The following is a 17,908-nucleotide window of genomic DNA, read 5'->3' as shown; positions in this document are numbered from 1 at the left end:
AGACCTTAATTTATTGCAGTGTTGTCGATGAGTCGATGCCTTCTCAGCTGCAACGGGGCCAACTACTATCGCAATTCGGCCAACGCAATACATATGGCCTGTTCACGACAAGTATTGGCACCGGTGTGACTTCTGACTACCGCCCACGATCCCTAGCGTGGACCCAGTGCCTTCGACACCACTTCTTTCGGCCGAGACAAACGGTCCCCCAACCGGCCCGGCGATCACGCCGCGCCAGGTAATCACTCGCGCGATCGCTTCCGAAGGTCGCGGAGCCAAGCTGGCGGCGGCGTCCGTCGGCTTCACCGGCCACCAGGTCGCGGAAGCGTTGGTGCCGGTAGTGATCGGTGCGGTGATCGACCGTGCTGTCGCGACCAGCGATGCCGCCGCACTCGGAAAGTGGATCCTCGTTCTCGGAATTCTCTTCACCGGCTTGTTGCTCAGTTGGCGCTTCGCGGCACGCATCTCCGATTCCGTCACCGAGCACGGTGCGCATCGCTTGCGGATGGACATCGCGCGCCGAGGCCTCGATCCGCACGGCATGTCGCCGCGGCGCATGCCTGGCGAGGTCTACTCGATTGCAACATCCGACGCGGGTTCGGTGGCCGGATTCACCCACACGCTGAGCACAAAACTTGCGGCCGCCTGCGGAGTGCTGACCGCCGCGATTTCGCTTCTGGTGATCTCGGTGCCACTCGGCCTGCTCGTCATTCTCGGTACGCCCCCGGTGCTGGCTCTCATGCAGGTGGTCAGTCGACCGCTCGAACGCCGAGCCGAGACCGATCAATGGCAGGGCGCCAAGGCCGGTGCCCTGGCCGCAGATCTGCTCTCCGGACTCCGAATCCTCTCCGGCATCGGCGCCGGAGATGCTGCAGCTCAGCGGTATCGGGGAGCCAGCCGGACTTCGTTGGAAGCAACCCTTCGCGCACAGAGATACCAAGCGATGTACTCCGCCGCCAATGTTGCGATCGCCGGTGCTTTCCTCGCCGTCATCGCGTACGTGGGTGGACGGATGGCAGCGTCCGGGAGCATCTCGGTCGGTGAATTCGTTGCCGTGGTGGGTCTGGCACAGTTCCTTCGCGGTCCGTTGATCGACATCATCTACTTCGGCGCCGGCCTGGCACGGGCGCGTGCTTCCGCCAACCGCGTCGCAGCACTTCTCGGGACCACCGAGGCTGTGACTCCCGCGGGTGCACCTGTGCCCCTGAATCACTCCGAGTTCCTGACGCTGCGCGACGTCGTGTTGGCCGGAGCGTCACCAGTCGATCTCGACGTCAAACGCGGCGAGATCATCGGCATCGTCACCGAGAATGCCGCATGGGCGGATGCGTTGGTCGACGCACTGGCGCGTCGAATCGAGCCTTCGAGCGGAACAATTCATCTCGGCGACAACGCCATTCACGAGCTGCACATCGACGAACTTCGCACTCACGTTCTGGCAGCACCGCACGACGCGGCACTGTTCATCGGCACAGTCGGCGACAACATCGACGCCCTCGCACCGATCGGTCGCCGCAACGACGAGGCCATCGCCGCTGCCGCCGCAGATCAAGTGATCTCGGCACTGCCGCTCGGCCTCGCCACCCGAGTCACCGAGCAAGGGAATTCTTTGTCCGGCGGACAGCGTCAGCGCATCGCGTTGGCGAGGGCACTGGCGAGCGAAGCGCCCGTCCTGGTGCTGCACGATCCCACCACTGCCGTCGACTCCGTCACCGAAGCGCGCATTGCTCGCGGGATCGCCGAGGTACGCGGGGCGCACGCCACAATACTCCTGACCAGCAGCCCCGTGCTGCTCGATATCTGCGATCGGGTGATCGAGCTGTGAACGAACTACTCCCCACCGCAACACCGAAACAAGCTCGCCGCGCGGCACTTCGGTTGATGGGACCCCACCGGATTTCCGCGATCGCAGCAGTCGTCACCCTGACCGCCGCGACCGCGATCGGTCTGCTCACACCGCTGGTCCTCGGCGCCATGGTCGACGCCGTGACCGACGGAGACGGCGACGCTGTCTCTCGCATCGGCACACTGACTCTCGCGTTGGTCGGCATCGCGGTTGCCTCATCCCTTCTCGTCGGAGTGAGCAACTACCTGCTTGCCGGTGTCGGTGAACGTGTTGTCGCCGACCTGCGCGAAGAAGTTGTCGTCCGGGTTCTCGATCTTCCCCAGAGCGACGTCGAACGCGCCGGGCGCGGAGACCTGGTCTCCCGCATCACCGGCGACGTGCGGTTGGTGACTCGGGCCGTATCCGAAGCACTTCCGGTTTTTGCCACCGCGGCACTGACCATCGTGTTGACGCTGATCGGATTGGGTAGCCTCGATTGGCGATTCGCCGTCGCCGCGGTGATCGCCGCACCCATCCAGATCCAGGCGCTGCGCTGGTACCTCTCGAGGTCGGCACCGGTCTACCGCGAGGAGCGGGAGGCAGAAGGTGCACGTGCGCAACAACTCCTGGACTCGCTGAGCAACTCCGACACCGTCGGATCGCTTCGCCTGGCCCAGCCGCATCTCGAACAGATCGAATCTCGATCGATGGCCGCCGTCCGCCTGAGCTTGTTGACCACGCGTCTACGCACCAGGTTCTTCGGCCGGCTCAACATCGCGGAGTTCATCGGCCTGTCCGCTGTGCTGATCACCGGCTTCTGGCTGGTGAAGGACGGTCAGATCAGCATCGGTGCCGCCACCGCCGCAGCCCTGTTCTTCCACCGCCTCTTCGATCCGGTGGGCGCGGTTCTCAGCGTGTTCGACGAATTACAGGAAGGCACAATCGCGTTGGCTCGCCTGGTCGGAGTCACCCTTGCGCCCGTGCCATCCGCACCGACCGATCCGCAGGAACCTGTCGACAGCTCGGCGTCTTTGGAACGCGTCACATTCTCGTACCGAAGCGGCGACGCTCCTGTTCTGCGAGGCATCGACATCACCCTTCCGGCAGGAACCGTCACGGCACTCGTCGGCGCTACCGGAGCCGGAAAATCGACAGTCGCAAAACTGGTCGCGGGGACCTACGAACCGACCGAAGGCGTCGTGAAGATCGGGACGGTGCCCCGGAACGAACTGCCACCGTCGGCCTCTCGGAGCGTGGTGGCCCTCGTGACCCAGGAGGTCCACGTCTTTGCCGGCACGTTGGCCGAGGATCTGCGGCTGGCCGACCCGTCGGCAACCGACAGCGACATCATCGCAGCGCTCGAAACCGTCGGCGCCTCCGATTGGTTGCGGGCACTCCCGGACGGACTCGAAACCGTCGTCGGAGACGGTGGACACCGGCTGACCGCAACACAGGCACAACAACTTGCGTTGGCAAGAATCGAATTACTGGATCCGCCGCTGCTGATTCTCGACGAGGCGACCGCCGAAGCGGGCAGCGCCGGAGCCAAGGTCCTCGACGATGCCGCTCTGGCTCTGACCCGGGGTCGCACTGCTGTCACAGTGGCACACCGACTCTCACAGGCCGTCGACGCCGATCAGATCCTGGTGATGGACGACGGCCGTGTCGTCGAGCACGGCTCTCACGACGAGTTGGTCAACCTCGGGGGTCGGTACGCGGAACTGTGGGAAGCGTGGTCCGCGCCGCGGCGTTGACCGCGACAGTTGCACCGGGCACTTCCGCCCGGTGCAACCCAACTCAAGCGTGCAGGAGATACGGCACCGATTCGGGAGCCACGCTCCCCTTGTTCATCATGCTGCCGGGTGTCCGGCCGGTGACCCGGCGGAACACTGCGACAAAAGCACTCGGAGTTTCGTATCCGACCCGCCTACTGACAACCGAAACCGGCACGCCAGCAGCCAGGTACGTCAGTGCTGCGCGGACTCGAACCTGAATTCGCCACTGCGCAAAGGTCATTCCCGTACCCTGAGCGAACACACGCGTCAGCGTACGGACGCTACCGCCGGCCGTCAGCGCCCATTCGGACAGCGACCGCTGGTCTGCCGGATTGGCGACCAACGCTTCGGCAACGAACAACGCTCGCGGATCGGTCGGCATCGGAACCTCCACCGCAGCAACTTCGAGCGGCTGCAACATGTCGAAGGCCACCCGCTCGGCGCGACTGCGCGCCTCGTCGGGCATGTTCCGCCGATGCATGTGCAGGAGTACCTCACGCAGGAGAGCGCTGACACCGAACAAGCCCGGAACACCCGACGGCGCGGCGTGCGCCTCAGGCCGGAAGTACGTGCAGAAGAACTCGGTACCTGGGCCCGCCTTCACGGCATGCAACGCCCCGGCGGGCAGCCACAGTCCGGCCGAAGGCGGCACCTCCCAGGTGATGCCGTCAGCGACAACCGTGAGCATTCCACCGGAGTTTCCCCAGATCAGCTCATGTTCAGGATGACGATGCGGGGCCCACTGCCGCTGATGAGAGAGCTTCAGAGTCACCGTTGTCATCGAGTAGGGGTGATCGATGGAACGCGGCCCCACGGGCACCGAAATTCTCTCTGCCACAGCTGTCATGAAGACGAGTATAGGACTTTCGTTAGGCATACCTAAATAGGAACCCGAAAATTGTTGACTGTGACCCCAGAGTTACACATACCAGGCTCCCCGATATCGTGACTGCAACTCCCGGCTACGGGTCGGCAACGAGAGGTACATGATGGTTGACGCATCACGAATCCCGGTCATCGTCGGCGTCGGCGATCTGCGCTGGAATCCTGCCGACGGGCACCGCGAACCTCTTGACTTGATTCACGACGCCACCGTCGCCGCATTGAACGACAGTGGACGCGCTGAGCTGGGAACACAGATCGATTCCGTGTTCGCGATCAAGACGGTCAGCTGGTCGTACGACGATCTCCCCGGGCTGCTTGCCTCACGATTAGGCGCGACCCCCACTGTCACCTCTACCTCGCCGATCGGTGGCCACTGGCCGGCGGCACTCCTCGATCGGATCGGCGCGGCCATCGCTCGCGGTGAATCCTCGGCTGCTCTGCTCGTGGGCGGCGAATCGCACGCCAGCAGCACCGCGCTGCGAAAGTCCGGAGTCGCTCCCGACTCGATCGGGTGGACCGCTGCGCCCGGTGGGCCTCCCGGATTCGATCCGGCCGACCTGGGAAGCCCTGAAATGCAGCGCGCCGGTTTCATCGTGCCGACGCGCGTCTACCCGCTCTTCGAGAACTGTTTCAGTGCTTCCGAGGGCCACGGCGCCCGCGAATCGCTCGCCTGGTCCGCGAAGATGTACGCCGCATTCTCGGAACTGGCATCGAAGAATCCAGCCTCCTGGACGTCGGAGATCCGATCGGCAGACGAGATCGGCACCGTCGGACCTGGCAATCGGATGGTCTCCGAGCCGTACCCGCTGATGCTCAACGCCATGCCCTTCGTCAATCAGGCTGCGGCCGTTGTCGTCTGCTCGTTGTCGACCGCCCGCGAGTTCGGGATCGATGAAAGCAAACTGGTGTACCTCTGGGGCGGCGCTGGTGCGAGTGATCCGTTGGACATCCTCAGCCGCAACAGCTTCGACAGCTCGGCCGCGATGCATGACGCCGTACATCGCACACTCGATGGTGCCGGAGTCGGCGCCGACGCACTCGACATCGTCGATGCCTACAGCTGCTTCCCAATCGTGCCCAAGCTGTTGATCCGCGAACTCGGACTTCCCGATACCGCGATCCCAAGCGTCACCGGAGGTCACTCGTTCTTCGGCGGACCGCTCAACAGCTACACCCTGCATTCCGTCGCTGAAGTCACCAGGCGAATTCGCGACGGCGCGAACCTTGCCCTCGTCCACGCCAACGGTGGATTCCTCACATACCAGCACTGCGTACTGCTGTCGGCCGCCGCTCATGCCGACGGGTACGTCGGTGATCCCGACGCACGTGCTTTGACCGCGGAAGCTCCGGAACTGATCACCGATTACCAGGGCACTGCGGAAATCGTCACTGCCTCTGTCGAATACGGTCGCACCGGGGAGCCTGAGATCGGGTTCGTGATTGCAACAACGCCGGACGGCGGCCGCGTCGCCGGTCACACCGGTCCCGAGAATGCCGCCGAACTGACCCAGCTTCGCGGTGACAACCCGGCGGCGATCGGACGGACCGTTCATATCAGCGACGAGAACGGGAAGCTCACGCTCACGTTCTGACGGTCGACAGCCGTGAGCACCGGGGCATGTTTGTGCCCCGGTGCTCACGTCTTCAGTTGTCGCGATTCACGCCGCTGTGGGTGGGCTGTTCCCGCCGATCGGCTGCTGGTGCGGATCAACCGACATCGGTGGATAGAACACCGACTTCCGATCCGGACCGATCTCGACCCGCCACTCCGTATGATGCAGCGTCCGATGATGGTGACCACATAACAAGATCAGGTTGTCGAGATCTGTTGGGCCACCATCACCCCAGTGAACAATATGATGGGCATCGCACCACCCCGACGGAGTCCCACACCCCGGAAACGCGCACCCACCATCCCGGACCGCAAGAGCCCGCCGCTGCGGCACCGTTGCCGTTCTCGCTTCCTTACCGCAGTCGAGCGGAACACCATTCTCATCCAACAAGATTCGGGTGACGGTGCAGTCGCAGGCGAGCATCCGGGCGGTGTCGATACTGATGGGGCCCACCCAATCGGTCCACGCGAATCCCAGCTCCTCGGTGGACGGCAGGAGGTCTTTCAGAACTTTAAGGTCCGTCATGTCTTTCGCGGACGCGGTGACCGTGATGTGCGGTTTCACGCCGCCCTCGATCGGACCCAACCCCGCCCGCTCATACCGGCGCAACAATTCACAAAACCCGTCCGCACGCCGTAATGCCGGAGTACGCGTGTCCTTGACACCGTCCTTCTCCGGCGTCGGCGCCGACAAACTCGACAACAACGTGATCAGACGGGCCCCGTTCACAGCATCCAGATCACCCTTCACAGTGACCCGCCCGTACAAGCCTTTCGAGGCGTAGAACTCGTTCCGCTCCGAATCCTCGCCGACCGGAACACCGTCCTCACGCTTGCCGTACTGCTTCTCGATTCGGCGGATCGCCGCCCGCACCGCATCACAATCCGCGATGTTCTTCGACGCCAGACCAAGCAGAATCCCGCGAGCCTTGTCCACATCCGCCAGGGTCATGTTCTTCGGAGGATGCTGACAAAACGACGCCACCTGCCGCGCCTTCAACGCATCAACATCACCCCGGTGAAACGCATCGCCCACAACAGGTTCGAGCATCAACAACCGCGCCAACCCGACCAGCAGACTGCACTCACCGATCTCGAGATTCGTCGAACCGTGCAACCACTGCGCGATCGCCCGAAAACCCTTCCCCCCGAGAACCTCACGGGAAAACATTTCCACGATCAACAACACCAACCGCGACTGCAACTCGTGTCGGACACGCACCAGATCCAGAACCTCACTCTTAAGGCCCTCGCCATCCAGTTGCCACGCTTCCCGACTGTTCATGCTCAAAGTTTAATCGAACATATTTTCGATAGCCAGAGACAAAGCGGACAACTTCGGGAACATCAAGACTCGAGACCTGTTGAAGTACATCAACATTCACCTAGTCGTCCAATATCACGCGATAGAAGACATACCCCGCAAAACACACAATCGCAACAACACACAGCACGAGCAGGATGTCGAAAAAGACGACCATGCTTCACCCCCAAGTGAGTTCAACCCAGTTCAAGAACTTCTCCACGCGGAGAAGAACGTATCACGGTATCTTCTCTGCGTGGAGAAATCGACGCGAGAAGCACTTCTGGACGCCGGGCTCGACCTGCTGGGCCGGGTTGGGTTTCGAGCCTGGTCGATGAGAGGCGTCGAAGACGAGGCAGGCGTGCCACACGGCAGCGCACGGCACTACTTCGCAAATCAACGTGGACTGATAGTCGAGGTGGTGCGACACCTTCTGGACGGCGATCTTCCTCGCCCAGGCGAGACACCGAAGCAACAAGTGGCCCGGTGGCTGGGGCCTGAATCCGGCCGCACCCGGGCGCGTTACGAACTGATCATCGCCTCATTCCACGATCCCGACCTCGCAGTGGAACTGGTGCGTGGTCGGGATCGGTTTGTCGACATCTTGGTCGAACGCGGCATGACCTCGTCCGATGCAACGGAGTTGGTCGCAGCACTGGACGGGATCGTGCTGGACGCACTGCTACGCGAGCAAGCACCGGAGAGTGTGGATCCAGAGCGAATCTTCAAGAAGTTCGGAGCGAAATTCCCCTAGCCGTCCAGCTCGGCGAACAGCTCCATCCACTGCTCCTCGGCGGCTTCCTTGTCCGCGATGACCTGCTTGAGTTCAGCCCCGAGCTTCTGCAGCTTGTCCGGGTCGGTGGCTGCGTCGGCGAGGGAAGCGTGCAGCTTCTTCTCGCGGTCGTCGAACTTCGCAATGGACCGCTCGAGCTTCGAAAGTTCCTTGCGTGCAGCGCGATCCGCGGCACCGTCGCGGACCTGCTTGCTCTTCGACGCACCACTCGCCGTCGAGGCCACCGACGGGTTGTCGCCGTCCCCCATCGCTGCGCGTCGACGCAGGTAGTCCTCGATACCACCCGGCAGGTTGGTGAGCTTGCGGTCACCGAAGAGAGCCCAAGTGGTGTCACAGATGCGCTCGATCAGGTACCGGTCGTGCGAGATGACCACCATGGTGCCCGCCCAGCCGTCGAGCAGATCCTCGAGTTGCTGAAGCGTGTCGATGTCGAGATCGTTGGTGGGCTCGTCGAGAAGCAGAACGTTGGGCTCGGCCATGAGGACACGCGTCAACTGCAGACGGCGTCGCTCACCACCGGACAGATCACCGACGGGGGTACGCTGACGCGCCGGCGTGAAGCCCAGCCGCTCAGCCAGCTGACCGGCTGATACTTCCTTGTCCCCCAGCGTGATTCGCTCGGCTACGTCCTTGACCGCGTCGAGTACACGCATGTCGGTCGGCAGATCGTCGAGTTCCTGCTTGAGCCAACCGATGTGGACGGTCTGCCCCTGAATGCGCTTGCCTGCTGCCGGCTCGAGTTCACCGGCCAGTGTCCGCAGCAGAGTCGTCTTGCCCGAGCCGTTGACGCCGACCAGGCCTACACGCTCACCCGGAGCGAGACGCCAGGTCAGATCCTCGACGAGTACGCGGCCGTCCGGGGTCTCCAGACGCGCGTCTTCGAGTTCGATGACAACCTTGCCGAGTCGACGCTGGGCGAAGGACGCAAGTGCCACCGCGTCACGAGGTGCCGGAACGTCAGCGATCAAGGCCTCCGCGGCCTCGATGCGGTACTTCGGCTTCGATGTACGGGCCGGCGCGCCGCGGCGCAGCCATGCGAGTTCCTTGCGCGCAAGGTTGCGTCGACGCTCTTCGGAAGCGTCAGCCTGACGCGAACGCTCGGCGCGGGCGAACACCCAGTCGTTGTAGCCACCCTCGTAGCTTTCGACGCCGCCACCGACAACCTCCCAGGTTCGGGTGGCGACGGTGTCGAGGAACCAGCGATCGTGGGTCACGACGACAAGCGCGCTGCGACGCGAGACAAGGTGCTCGGCCAACCACTGAACACCTTCGACGTCTAGGTGGTTGGTCGGCTCGTCGAGCACCAGCAGATCGAGGTCCTGAACCAGAGCCGCAGCGAGAGCCACACGGCGACGCTCACCGCCGGACAGGCCGTCGACCTTGGCGTCCAATGCGGACCGCTCGCCGCCTGCGCCCAAGTTGTCGATGCCGATTCCCGAGAGCACTGAACGAATGCGCGCGTCGCCGGCCCACTCGTGCTGAGCCACTCCGAGCGGCCCCAGGACCACTTCACCGACCGTCGAGCCTGGAGGCAACACACCGCGCTGCGTCACGACGGCCATGCGCAATCCGCCGACGCGGCTCACGCGTCCCGAATCCGGCTGCTCCACACCCGCGAGGACTTCGAGCATGGTCGTCTTGCCGCCGCCGTTGAGGCCGACGACACCGATGCGCTCGCCTTCCTCCACGCCCAGGGAGACCCCGTCGAGCAACGGCTTGACGCCGAAAGACTTCGACACGTTTTCCAGATTGATCAGATTCGCCATCAGTGCTGTCCCTTTGCCGCATTGTCGAGTATTCGTGCTCCGGGAACGGGTCCGCTCGCCACGCGAACGGTGCGGCACACCCCCGCTCCCGCAAGTTCTGCGCTCACTTCCACCGCGGACTGTGCGTCGGCGCAGAGAAAGGCGCACGTCGGTCCGGAGCCGGAGACGATGCCGGCCAAAGCGCCGGCTTCGACACCCGCTCGCAGCGTCCGTCGTAGATCCGGGTTGAGTGAGAGTGCTGCCGCCTGCAGATCGTTTCCGAGCAGCGGAGCGAGCACATGAGGGTCACCGGTGGTGAGCGCGTGAATCAACTCGTCAGCGGTACCCAATCGATTCGGTGTGCCTTCGGCGCGAAGCTTGTCGAGTTCCCGGAAGACAACCGGCGTGCTCAAGCCTCCCTTGGCCAGCGCCAACACCCAGTGAAAGGTGCGGCGCGTCAAGACGGGGACAAGTTGTTCACCGCGACCGGTTCCGAGGGCAGTGCCACCGTGCAGCGAGAACGGAACGTCACTCCCGAGACGTGCCGCGAAGGCGTCGAGATCAGGCCGCGAGAAGTCGAGTTTCCACAACGAATTGAGCGCAACCAACGCGGCTGCCGCGTCGGCGCTCCCGCCGGCCATACCGCCTGCGACGGGAATGCCCTTCTCGATGACGATCTCGACATTCGAAGCCACGCCACCCTCGGCGGCCAGCATCTCGGCGGCGCGCCACACGAGATTGGTGCGATCGGTCGGTACGGCCGCGGCGTCGTCGCCGATCACCCGCACGGTCAAGGTGTCCGCAGGCGCCACCGTGACGGTGTCTGCCAGCGACAATGCCTGAAAAACGGTCGTCAGTTCGTGATAGCCGTCGTCTCGCAGGTCCCCGACGGCAAGGTGGAGATTCACCTTGGACGGGGCCCGGACAACTACGGGGCGAGGAACGACGGAGAGCACAAGGAACAACAATAGGCGCTGCGAACACCTGGGCGAAAACCTGCGACCGCCGCACCCCATCCGACAGCAAGCACACCCACGCTATTTCACCGCGCGCACGCCTATCCCCAGCCCGACCACAGCCACGCTGACGGCAGCGAAGATTCCTGCCAGAACGCTGCCCGACGCGAAGTCACCGGCAAAGAGAGCCCGCTCGGCGTCTACGACGTAGCCCAGCGGATTGATGTTCACGAGGACCTTCATCCAACCTGGTGCGTCATCGAGTGGAAGCATGGTTCCCGACAGGATCAGGAGCGGGAACATCAGCGTCTGCTGAACGACCCAGAACATCCAATCCTGCTCCCGCACAGCCAGAGCGAGAGCGTACGAGAGCGCACCGAGTCCGACGCCGAACACTCCCAGCAGGACGATTCCGAGCGCAGCGCCCGCTGCATTGACGTCCAATCCGAGCGGTAGCGCAACAAGGATGATCAGAATCGCCTGCGCCGCAAGCGGAACCATCTCCTTGCATGCCCTCCCGATCAACAACGAAGAGCGTCTGAGCGGAGTCACCAACATTCGCTCGTGGGATCCCTGCTGCATCTCCATCAGAAGGTTGGAACCGGTCATCGTCGTGCCGAAGATCGCGATCATCACCAATACACCGGGGATGAACCAATTCCATACGCCGTCACCGGTACCCGGGACCCCTTTGAGCAGAGGCCCGAACAGGGCCAACAGGATCAGCGGCTGGATGAGGCTGAAGATGACGCTGACCGGGTCACGCAACATCGGTCGCAGTTCACGGCCCATCACGATCGCGCTGTCTCGAACAATGTTGCCGTGCGCGCTACGTGGGGTATCGAGTGTGATTGTCATGGCGGATTCCTGTTCGTCGTAGTTCTTCGTCGTAGTTCTAGGAAGCAACCGCGGCGGCGCTCTCGCGCAGGCTGCGGCCGGTGAGAGTGAGGAAAACGTCGTCGAGAGTCGGCCTGGTGATGTCGGCAGTAACTGCGCGGGCGCCGCGGGCATCGGCTTCACGCAGCAATACCGGAAGCGTCGAATCACCCTCGCCGGCACGGATACTCACCGAGCTTGCCTCGACCGTGACGTCACGCACAGTGACAAGTTGCTCGGCCACCGACGCCGCGATGGCGGCCGCTTCGGCGTTGTCGAACGTGAGCAACAAATGATCTCCGGCAAGATCGGCCTTGAGTGCGGCAGCGGTGTTGTCCGCGATGACAGTGCCTTCGTCGATGACGATGACCCGCTCTGCCATCGAATCCGCTTCTTCGAGGTAGTGCGTGGTCAGCACGATCGTGGTGCCCATCTCGCGCCGCAACCGCAGGATGTGGTCCCAGAGGTTGGCCCGACTCTGCGGGTCCATGCCCGTGGTCGGCTCGTCGAGGAACAGGAGCGGTGGGCGATGGACCAGGCCCAGAGCGATATCGAGCCGCCGTCGCTGCCCGCCGGACAGCGTACTGACCTTTCGAGTACCCAACTCGGTGAGTTCGAGATCACGCAGCAATTCGTCGGCCCGGACCTGCGACTCGCCCTTGGGCATTCCGTAGCACAACCCCTGCGTCACCAACTCGTCGCGAACCCGCTGGTTGTGGCCGGCTCCGTTCCCCTGTCCGACGTATCCGAGGCTGGAGCGCACCTCGTTTCGTGCCGCAGCGATGTCGAATCCTGCGATCCGCGCAGTACCGGATGTGGGCTCGAGCAAGGTGGTCAGCATGCGCAACGTCGTCGATTTTCCGGCACCGTTCGGTCCAAGCAAGGCGACCAACTCGCCCTCCGCTACATCGAGAGTGACTCCCTTGACCGCTTCCACGAGCTTCTTGCCCTGGGCGAAGTGCTTGGTGAGCGCCTCCGTCTCGATCATCGGTCTGCCGTTGTTGATGCGACTCATGATGTGCCCCAATTTCTTCTCGACTGGTCGGATGTGGACCAACCTAATTTCAATTGAGGACGCATTGGGTCCTAAATGTTTGGCAGACTTCTTGCCATGAAGGAGACATCGGCTCGCCTACTGCGGTTGCTGTCACTGCTCCAGACACGTCGAGACTGGTCCGGTGCCGAACTCGCAGACAAGCTCGCGATCACCCCGCGCACAGTCAGACGTGACGTCGACCGCCTCCGCGATCTCGGCTACCCGGTCGACGCGACGGTCGGCGTCGGCGGTGGATATCGCCTGGGAGCGGGCGCGGAGATGCCCCCGCTACAGCTCGATGACGAAGAAGTGCTCGCGGTGGCGCTCTCGTTGCAGTCCGGAGCGACCGGCTCTGTGGTCGGCATCGGCGAGGCTTCGATGCGCGCGCTGGCGAAGCTGCGGCAGATCATGCCGTCGAGGCTGCGACACCGTCTGGAGTCGCTGTCGATCGACGTCGTGCCACGCGAGCCCGCCGCGAGCGCAGTCGATGCGTCGGTACTGTCCGCCATCGCGTCCGTATGCCACAACCACGAGCGTTTGAGATTCGACTACAGCACTCACGACGGCACCCAGAGCCGACGCGAGGTGGAACCGTACAGGCTCGTACGGTCGGGTGTTCGGTGGTATCTGGTGGCTTGGGATCTATCTCGCGAAGACTGGCGGTCGTTCCGCGTCGACCGGATGGAACCCAAGATTCCCACCGGTCCGCGGTTCACGCCGCGGGAACTACCGGCCGGTGGCGCGGCAGACTTCGTTTCGCGCGGCGTCGCCCGGGCTTATTCCTCCACGCGCGCAACAGTTCTACTGCATGCACCCGTCGAGCAGATAGCACCAATGGTCAATGAGCAGTGGGGATCAGTGGAGTCCACCGACGAAGGGCGTTGCGTCATAGTGCTTTCGGGCACTTCCCTACGGTCGATCGCAATGTGGCTCAGGGCTTTCGACGTCGATTTCACCGTTGTGAATCCACCCGAACTCCGCGAGGAATGCCGCGCGATCGCAGCAGAAACCGCAGTGGCCGCTCAGCGTTATCTCGATGCGTGAGAGCACTTTTCACCCAAAATGCAACAAGACCCCAACTCCGAAGAGTTGGGGTCTTGTCAGTACGTCATGCGTCGGTTGCCCGACTCACATGGACGTCTTAGACGATGGTAACGCCGGTGGCCTGCGGGCCCTTGTTGCCCTGACCGATCTCGAACGCCACGCGCTGGTTCTCCTCGAGAGTGCGGAAGCCGCCACTCTGGATCTCGGAGTAGTGAACGAAGACGTCAGCACTGCCGTCTTCGGGAGCGATGAAGCCGAACCCCTTCTCGGAGTTGAACCACTTCACGATGCCCTCTGCCATGTAAATCTCCTCTAACACAGTGTCAACAGGCAGTCGCTTCGACCGCCCGGGTCACTTACTACGACCGTTCTGAGACAAATCCGTGGAGGATGTCCAAACGCTCGCAACCTAACCATTTGCGAGCGTGGAAACACAAACACAAACACTTACGACCAACACAAGTAGACCACACATCCGCCCTGTTGTCTTCCCTGAGGCCTTCGTCACTGCCCAACCCGTTGACAGGCATACCCCCTGGGGGTACCTTCAGTCCCAGGGAGATACCTACACCGGGTATCCGTAAAATGAGTTTTACACAAGCGAAGGGATCTGCGATGACCACCGCCGAATACACCGTTTCCGGAATGACCTGCGGACACTGCGTCGGATCCGTCAAGGAAGAGATCGGCAACATCGCGGGCGTAACCGCGGTGGATGTCGAATTGGCGAGCGGACGCGTCGTTGTCACCAGCGATGCCCCCGTCTCCGCAGCCGACGTCGTCGCAGCAGTCGACGAAGCCGGCTACGCAGTCGTACCAAGCTGAGTCAGCCGTGCGCACCTCGACAACACTTGCCACCTACGCCGTAGGGTTGGTCGCCGTCTTCGGCGCCGCCCTCGGCGTGGGGGCCGCAATCGGAAGCCCGATAGACATGTCCACTACCCAGCACAGCACTCACGAATCAACCGCTGAATCGATGCCAGGCATGGATTCGGCGACACCCGCAGGGCTCGAAGTCTCTTCCGGCGGATACACACTCACCGACGTGACCGCACCCGGTCGAGCTGGGGAGCCGGGAACCTTGACCTTCCGGATTCTCGACAGCACCAACAAGCCCGTCGTCGATTTCGACCTCCTGCACGAGAAGAAGCTCCACCTCATCGTCGTCCGAAACGACACCAGCGAATTCCGCCACGTACATCCTTCTCTCGCCGCAGACGGCACCTGGTCGATCGACTGGACCTGGCCCGTCGCCGGCACCTACCGAGTCTTCGCGGACTTCGATCCCACCGACGGCACCCAACTGACACTCGGCCGAAACTTCGACGTGGCAGGCGAATTCACTCCTGCGCCGCTGCCCGCGAAGAGCGCGACCGCAACCGTCGACGGATACACCGTGACTCTCGACGGTGATCTGACCACTGCCGGCGGCCCGATCACGCTGAGCGTTGCTCGCGACGGAGCCCCGGTCACCGATCTCGATCCGTACCTCGGTGCCTACGGTCATCTTGTTGCGCTTCGCACCGGCGACCTCGCCTACCTGCACGTTCACCCCGAGGGTGAACCGGGCGACGGCGTCACTTCTCCCGGTCCTGACGTTTCCTTCCACGCACAGGCGCCGAGCGAAGGCACATACCGACTGTTCCTCGACTTCCAGCACGAGGGCGTGGTTCGCACCGCCGAATTCACTGTTGATGCAGGCACTTCCGCAGCTTCAGTTCCAGACAATCACGAGGGAGGGCACTGATGACGTCACCGACTGCGGTCGACAATGCTGCCAACTCGAGCAGCGTCGAACTCGCGATCACCGGAATGACCTGCGCCTCCTGCGCGTCACGAATCGAGAAGAAGCTCAACAAGATCGACGGCGTCACAGCCACGGTCAACTACGCGACGGAAAAAGCCAAGGTCACCTTCCCGGACGGGGTACCCGTCGAAGATTTGGTCACTGCCGTCGAGAATGCCGGTTACGCTGCCGCGCTCCCGAAACCGCCCAGCGCGCCAGACACCGTCGACCCGGATGCGGAAACCCCGCAGGATCGTGATCTGCGCGAGCTTCGTACCCGCCTGATCATCTCGACTCTGCTCTCCGTGCCGGTCATCGCGATGGCGATGATTCCTGCGTTGCAGTTCGACAACTGGCAGTGGCTCTCCCTCACGCTGGCCGCACCGGTCATCGTGTGGGCGGCCCTTCCCTTCCACCGGGCTGCCTGGGTCAACCTGCGTCACGGCGCCGCAACGATGGACACGCTCATCTCGCTGGGCACCATCGCAGCGTTCGTCTGGTCGCTGTACGCACTGTTCTTCGGCACCGCGGGCGAAGCGGGAATGAAACACGCGTTCAGACTGACGGTCGACCGGATGGACGGCAGCGCCAACATCTACCTCGAGGTTGCCGCGGGCGTCATCACGTTCGTGCTCGCCGGACGCTACTTCGAGCACAAGTCCAAGCGCACGTCCGGCGCCGCACTACGCGCGCTCATGGAACTCGGCGCAAAAGACGTCGCGGTATTACGAAACGGCGTCGAAGTACGAATCCCCGCCGAAGAACTGGCAGCGGGCGACTCCTTCATCGTTCGGCCCGGCGAGAAGATCGCCACCGACGGCATCATCACCGAAGGCCGCTCAGCCGTCGACATGAGCATGTTGACCGGCGAATCCGTCCCGGAGGAGGTCGGTGTCGGAGACACCGTCGTCGGGGCCACCGTCAATGTCGGTGGAACCTTGACCGTCGAGGCCACCCGAGTCGGGAGCGACACCCAACTCGCCCAGATGGCGGCACTGGTCGAAGACGCCCAGAACGGCAAGGCCGAAGTTCAGCGCCTCGCCGATCGAATCGCCGGCATCTTCGTACCGGTCGTCATCGCGATTGCCGTTGCGACACTGGGCTACTGGCTCGGTACCGGCAACCCCATCGAGATGGCATTCACCGCTGCGGTCGCCGTCCTGATCATCGCGTGCCCCTGTGCTCTCGGATTGGCAACGCCCACAGCTCTGTTGGTGGGCACCGGCCGCGGAGCCCAGATGGGAATCCTCATCAAGGGACCCGAGGTGCTCGAATCGACGCGCGCAGTCGACACCGTCGTGCTCGACAAGACGGGAACCGTCACCACCGGTCAGATGACATTGCTGGACACCGTGGTGGGCGAAGGAACAACCGTCGACGAGGTCCTTCGGCTGGCCGGCGCCCTCGAACATCGCTCCGAGCACCCCATCGCCGCTGCGATCGCGAAGGGTGCGACCGAAGCCGTGGGCGAATTGCCTGCGGTCGAGGATTTCGTGAACGTCGCCGGTCGCGGCGTGCAGGGAATGGTCGAGGGTCATGCCGTTGTCGCCGGCCGAGACGCGCTGCTCGCCGACTGGTCGATGCCGTTGCCGGAAAATCTCCGTGACGCGAAAGCTGAAGCAGAGAAGGCCGGGCGCACCGCAATCGCGGTGGGCTGGGACGGCAAGGCGCACGGCGTCCTCGTGATCGCCGACGCGGTCAAGGACACGAGCGCCGAAGCAATCGCGCAGTTGAAGGCACTCGGCCTCGAACCGGTTCTGCTGACCGGTGACAACGCCACCGTCGCCCGCACCGTGGCGGATCAGGTCGGGATCAGCACCGTCTTCGCCGAGGTCATGCCGGCGGACAAGGTCGACGCCGTCAAGAAGCTGCAGGCGGAAGGACGCGTCGTAGCCATGGTCGGCGACGGCGTGAACGACGCGGCGGCCCTGGCTCAGGCCGATCTCGGTCTGGCGATGGGCACGGGCACCGACGTTGCGATCGAGGCCAGCGACATCACCCTGGTTCGAGGTGACCTGCGGTCGGCAGCCGATGCAATTCGACTGTCTCGCAAGACGCTCAAGACCATCAAGGGCAACCTGTTCTGGGCATTCGCCTACAACACGGCTGCGATCCCGCTGGCTGCGGCCGGCCTGCTCAACCCGATGCTGGCCGGTGCCGCAATGGCATTCAGCAGTGTGTTCGTGGTGAGCAACAGCCTGAGGTTGCGGCGGTTCAAGTAAGGGGGCAAGCCCCTGTGCGCGGTTAGGGAGTCCCTGCACTCCTTAACCGC

General features: G+C 63.3%; 15 protein-coding genes. 8 read left to right on the top strand and 7 right to left on the bottom strand.

The window, feature by feature from the left end; all coding sequences use genetic code 11:
- Positions 1-166: 166 nt before the first annotated feature.
- The gene (locus AC3WQS_RS05140; RefSeq protein ID WP_230544055.1) at positions 167-1,825 is read left to right on the top strand and encodes an ABC transporter ATP-binding protein; all 1,659 of its coding nucleotides are present in this window, start codon (positions 167-169) and stop codon (positions 1,823-1,825) included.
- Positions 1,822-3,579 (top strand): ABC transporter ATP-binding protein, encoded by a 1,758-nt coding sequence (locus AC3WQS_RS05135; RefSeq protein WP_020970317.1) that lies wholly within the window; start codon positions 1,822-1,824, stop codon positions 3,577-3,579. Before AC3WQS_RS05140 ends, AC3WQS_RS05135 begins: the two co-directional genes overlap by 4 nt.
- A gap of 43 nt (positions 3,580-3,622) precedes the next feature.
- Here the strand turns inward: AC3WQS_RS05135 and AC3WQS_RS05130 are convergent, their stop codons facing one another.
- Entirely contained in the window at positions 3,623-4,447 is an 825-nt protein-coding gene (locus AC3WQS_RS05130) for a helix-turn-helix domain-containing protein (protein WP_003946247.1), read from the bottom strand.
- A gap of 139 nt (positions 4,448-4,586) precedes the next feature.
- Here AC3WQS_RS05130 and AC3WQS_RS05125 point away from each other — a divergent pair, with 139 nt between their 5' ends.
- The gene (locus AC3WQS_RS05125; RefSeq protein ID WP_097387080.1) at positions 4,587-6,077 is read left to right on the top strand and encodes an acetyl-CoA acetyltransferase; all 1,491 of its coding nucleotides are present in this window, start codon (positions 4,587-4,589) and stop codon (positions 6,075-6,077) included.
- Between the two features lie 66 nt (positions 6,078-6,143).
- Here the strand turns inward: AC3WQS_RS05125 and AC3WQS_RS05120 are convergent, their stop codons facing one another.
- Complete coding sequence (locus AC3WQS_RS05120; RefSeq protein WP_492711589.1) at positions 6,144-7,382, bottom strand: HNH endonuclease signature motif containing protein; 1,239 nt, start codon at positions 7,380-7,382, stop codon at positions 6,144-6,146.
- A 274-nt stretch (positions 7,383-7,656) separates the two neighbouring features.
- Here AC3WQS_RS05120 and AC3WQS_RS05115 point away from each other — a divergent pair, with 274 nt between their 5' ends.
- A complete protein-coding gene (locus AC3WQS_RS05115) occupies positions 7,657-8,154 on the top strand; it encodes a TetR/AcrR family transcriptional regulator (RefSeq protein WP_019744692.1) in 498 nt (165 codons plus the stop codon).
- On the opposite strand, the gene AC3WQS_RS05110 is transcribed toward AC3WQS_RS05115, so the two are convergent.
- The 4 genes from AC3WQS_RS05110 to AC3WQS_RS05095 all read right to left on the bottom strand — a co-directional run bounded on the left by AC3WQS_RS05110 (position 8,151) and on the right by AC3WQS_RS05095 (position 12,785).
- Positions 8,151-9,959, bottom strand: a complete 1,809-nt coding sequence (locus AC3WQS_RS05110) for an ABC-F family ATP-binding cassette domain-containing protein (RefSeq protein ID WP_003946255.1) — start codon at positions 9,957-9,959, stop codon at positions 8,151-8,153. The two genes, AC3WQS_RS05115 and AC3WQS_RS05110, sit on opposite strands and share 4 nt — an antisense overlap.
- Positions 9,959-10,894, bottom strand: coding sequence for a 4-(cytidine 5'-diphospho)-2-C-methyl-D-erythritol kinase (locus AC3WQS_RS05105; protein WP_060939748.1), 936 nt, complete (start codon positions 10,892-10,894; stop codon positions 9,959-9,961). Before AC3WQS_RS05105 ends, AC3WQS_RS05110 begins: the two co-directional genes overlap by 1 nt.
- 81 nt (positions 10,895-10,975) lie before the next feature.
- Positions 10,976-11,752, bottom strand: a complete 777-nt coding sequence (locus AC3WQS_RS05100) for an ABC transporter permease (protein WP_019744694.1) — start codon at positions 11,750-11,752, stop codon at positions 10,976-10,978.
- A gap of 37 nt (positions 11,753-11,789) precedes the next feature.
- Complete coding sequence (locus AC3WQS_RS05095) at positions 11,790-12,785, bottom strand: ABC transporter ATP-binding protein (protein WP_097387078.1); 996 nt, start codon at positions 12,783-12,785, stop codon at positions 11,790-11,792.
- Between the two features lie 96 nt (positions 12,786-12,881).
- Here AC3WQS_RS05095 and AC3WQS_RS05090 point away from each other — a divergent pair, with 96 nt between their 5' ends.
- Entirely contained in the window at positions 12,882-13,850 is a 969-nt protein-coding gene (locus AC3WQS_RS05090; RefSeq protein ID WP_492711591.1) for a helix-turn-helix transcriptional regulator, read from the top strand.
- A gap of 97 nt (positions 13,851-13,947) precedes the next feature.
- On the opposite strand, the gene AC3WQS_RS05085 is transcribed toward AC3WQS_RS05090, so the two are convergent.
- Positions 13,948-14,151: a cold-shock protein gene (locus AC3WQS_RS05085; protein ID WP_003946232.1), complete on the bottom strand. Its 204-nt coding sequence runs from the start codon at positions 14,149-14,151 to the stop codon at positions 13,948-13,950.
- A gap of 314 nt (positions 14,152-14,465) precedes the next feature.
- Between AC3WQS_RS05085 and AC3WQS_RS05080 the strand changes: the two genes are divergently transcribed.
- From AC3WQS_RS05080 to AC3WQS_RS05070, 3 genes are read left to right on the top strand one after another with little or no spacing between them, the layout of a single operon-like run.
- Positions 14,466-14,675: a heavy-metal-associated domain-containing protein gene (locus tag AC3WQS_RS05080; RefSeq protein ID WP_003946267.1), complete on the top strand. Its 210-nt coding sequence runs from the start codon at positions 14,466-14,468 to the stop codon at positions 14,673-14,675.
- Between the two features lie 7 nt (positions 14,676-14,682).
- Positions 14,683-15,597: a DUF8832 domain-containing protein gene (locus tag AC3WQS_RS05075; protein WP_020908605.1), complete on the top strand. Its 915-nt coding sequence runs from the start codon at positions 14,683-14,685 to the stop codon at positions 15,595-15,597.
- The gene (locus AC3WQS_RS05070) at positions 15,597-17,858 is read left to right on the top strand and encodes a heavy metal translocating P-type ATPase (protein ID WP_205906573.1); all 2,262 of its coding nucleotides are present in this window, start codon (positions 15,597-15,599) and stop codon (positions 17,856-17,858) included. Before AC3WQS_RS05075 ends, AC3WQS_RS05070 begins: the two co-directional genes overlap by 1 nt.
- Positions 17,859-17,908 lie beyond the last annotated feature (50 nt).

This window comes from Rhodococcus sp. FW305-130, assembly GCF_058788335.1.
The sequence above is the reverse complement of the archived record's forward strand: the minus strand, read 5'-3'. Positions and strand labels throughout refer to the sequence as shown.

Excerpts from the sequence above, each read along its gene's own strand:
- AC3WQS_RS05095 (WP_097387078.1), bottom strand. The coding sequence starts at position 12,785 with ATGAGTCGCATCAACAACGGCAGACCGATGATCGAGACGGAGGCGCTC.
- AC3WQS_RS05070 (WP_205906573.1), top strand. The coding sequence starts at position 15,597 with ATGACGTCACCGACTGCGGTCGACAATGCTGCCAACTCGAGCAGCGTC.
- AC3WQS_RS05100 (WP_019744694.1), bottom strand. The coding sequence starts at position 11,752 with ATGACAATCACACTCGATACCCCACGTAGCGCGCACGGCAACATTGTT.
- AC3WQS_RS05110 (WP_003946255.1), bottom strand. The coding sequence starts at position 9,959 with ATGGCGAATCTGATCAATCTGGAAAACGTGTCGAAGTCTTTCGGCGTC.
- AC3WQS_RS05120 (WP_492711589.1), bottom strand. The coding sequence starts at position 7,382 with ATGAACAGTCGGGAAGCGTGGCAACTGGATGGCGAGGGCCTTAAGAGT.
- AC3WQS_RS05125 (WP_097387080.1), top strand. The coding sequence starts at position 4,587 with ATGATGGTTGACGCATCACGAATCCCGGTCATCGTCGGCGTCGGCGAT.
- AC3WQS_RS05130 (WP_003946247.1), bottom strand. The coding sequence starts at position 4,447 with ATGACAGCTGTGGCAGAGAGAATTTCGGTGCCCGTGGGGCCGCGTTCC.
- AC3WQS_RS05085 (WP_003946232.1), bottom strand. The coding sequence starts at position 14,151 with ATGGCAGAGGGCATCGTGAAGTGGTTCAACTCCGAGAAGGGGTTCGGC.
- AC3WQS_RS05080 (WP_003946267.1), top strand. The coding sequence starts at position 14,466 with ATGACCACCGCCGAATACACCGTTTCCGGAATGACCTGCGGACACTGC.
- AC3WQS_RS05090 (WP_492711591.1), top strand. The coding sequence starts at position 12,882 with ATGAAGGAGACATCGGCTCGCCTACTGCGGTTGCTGTCACTGCTCCAG.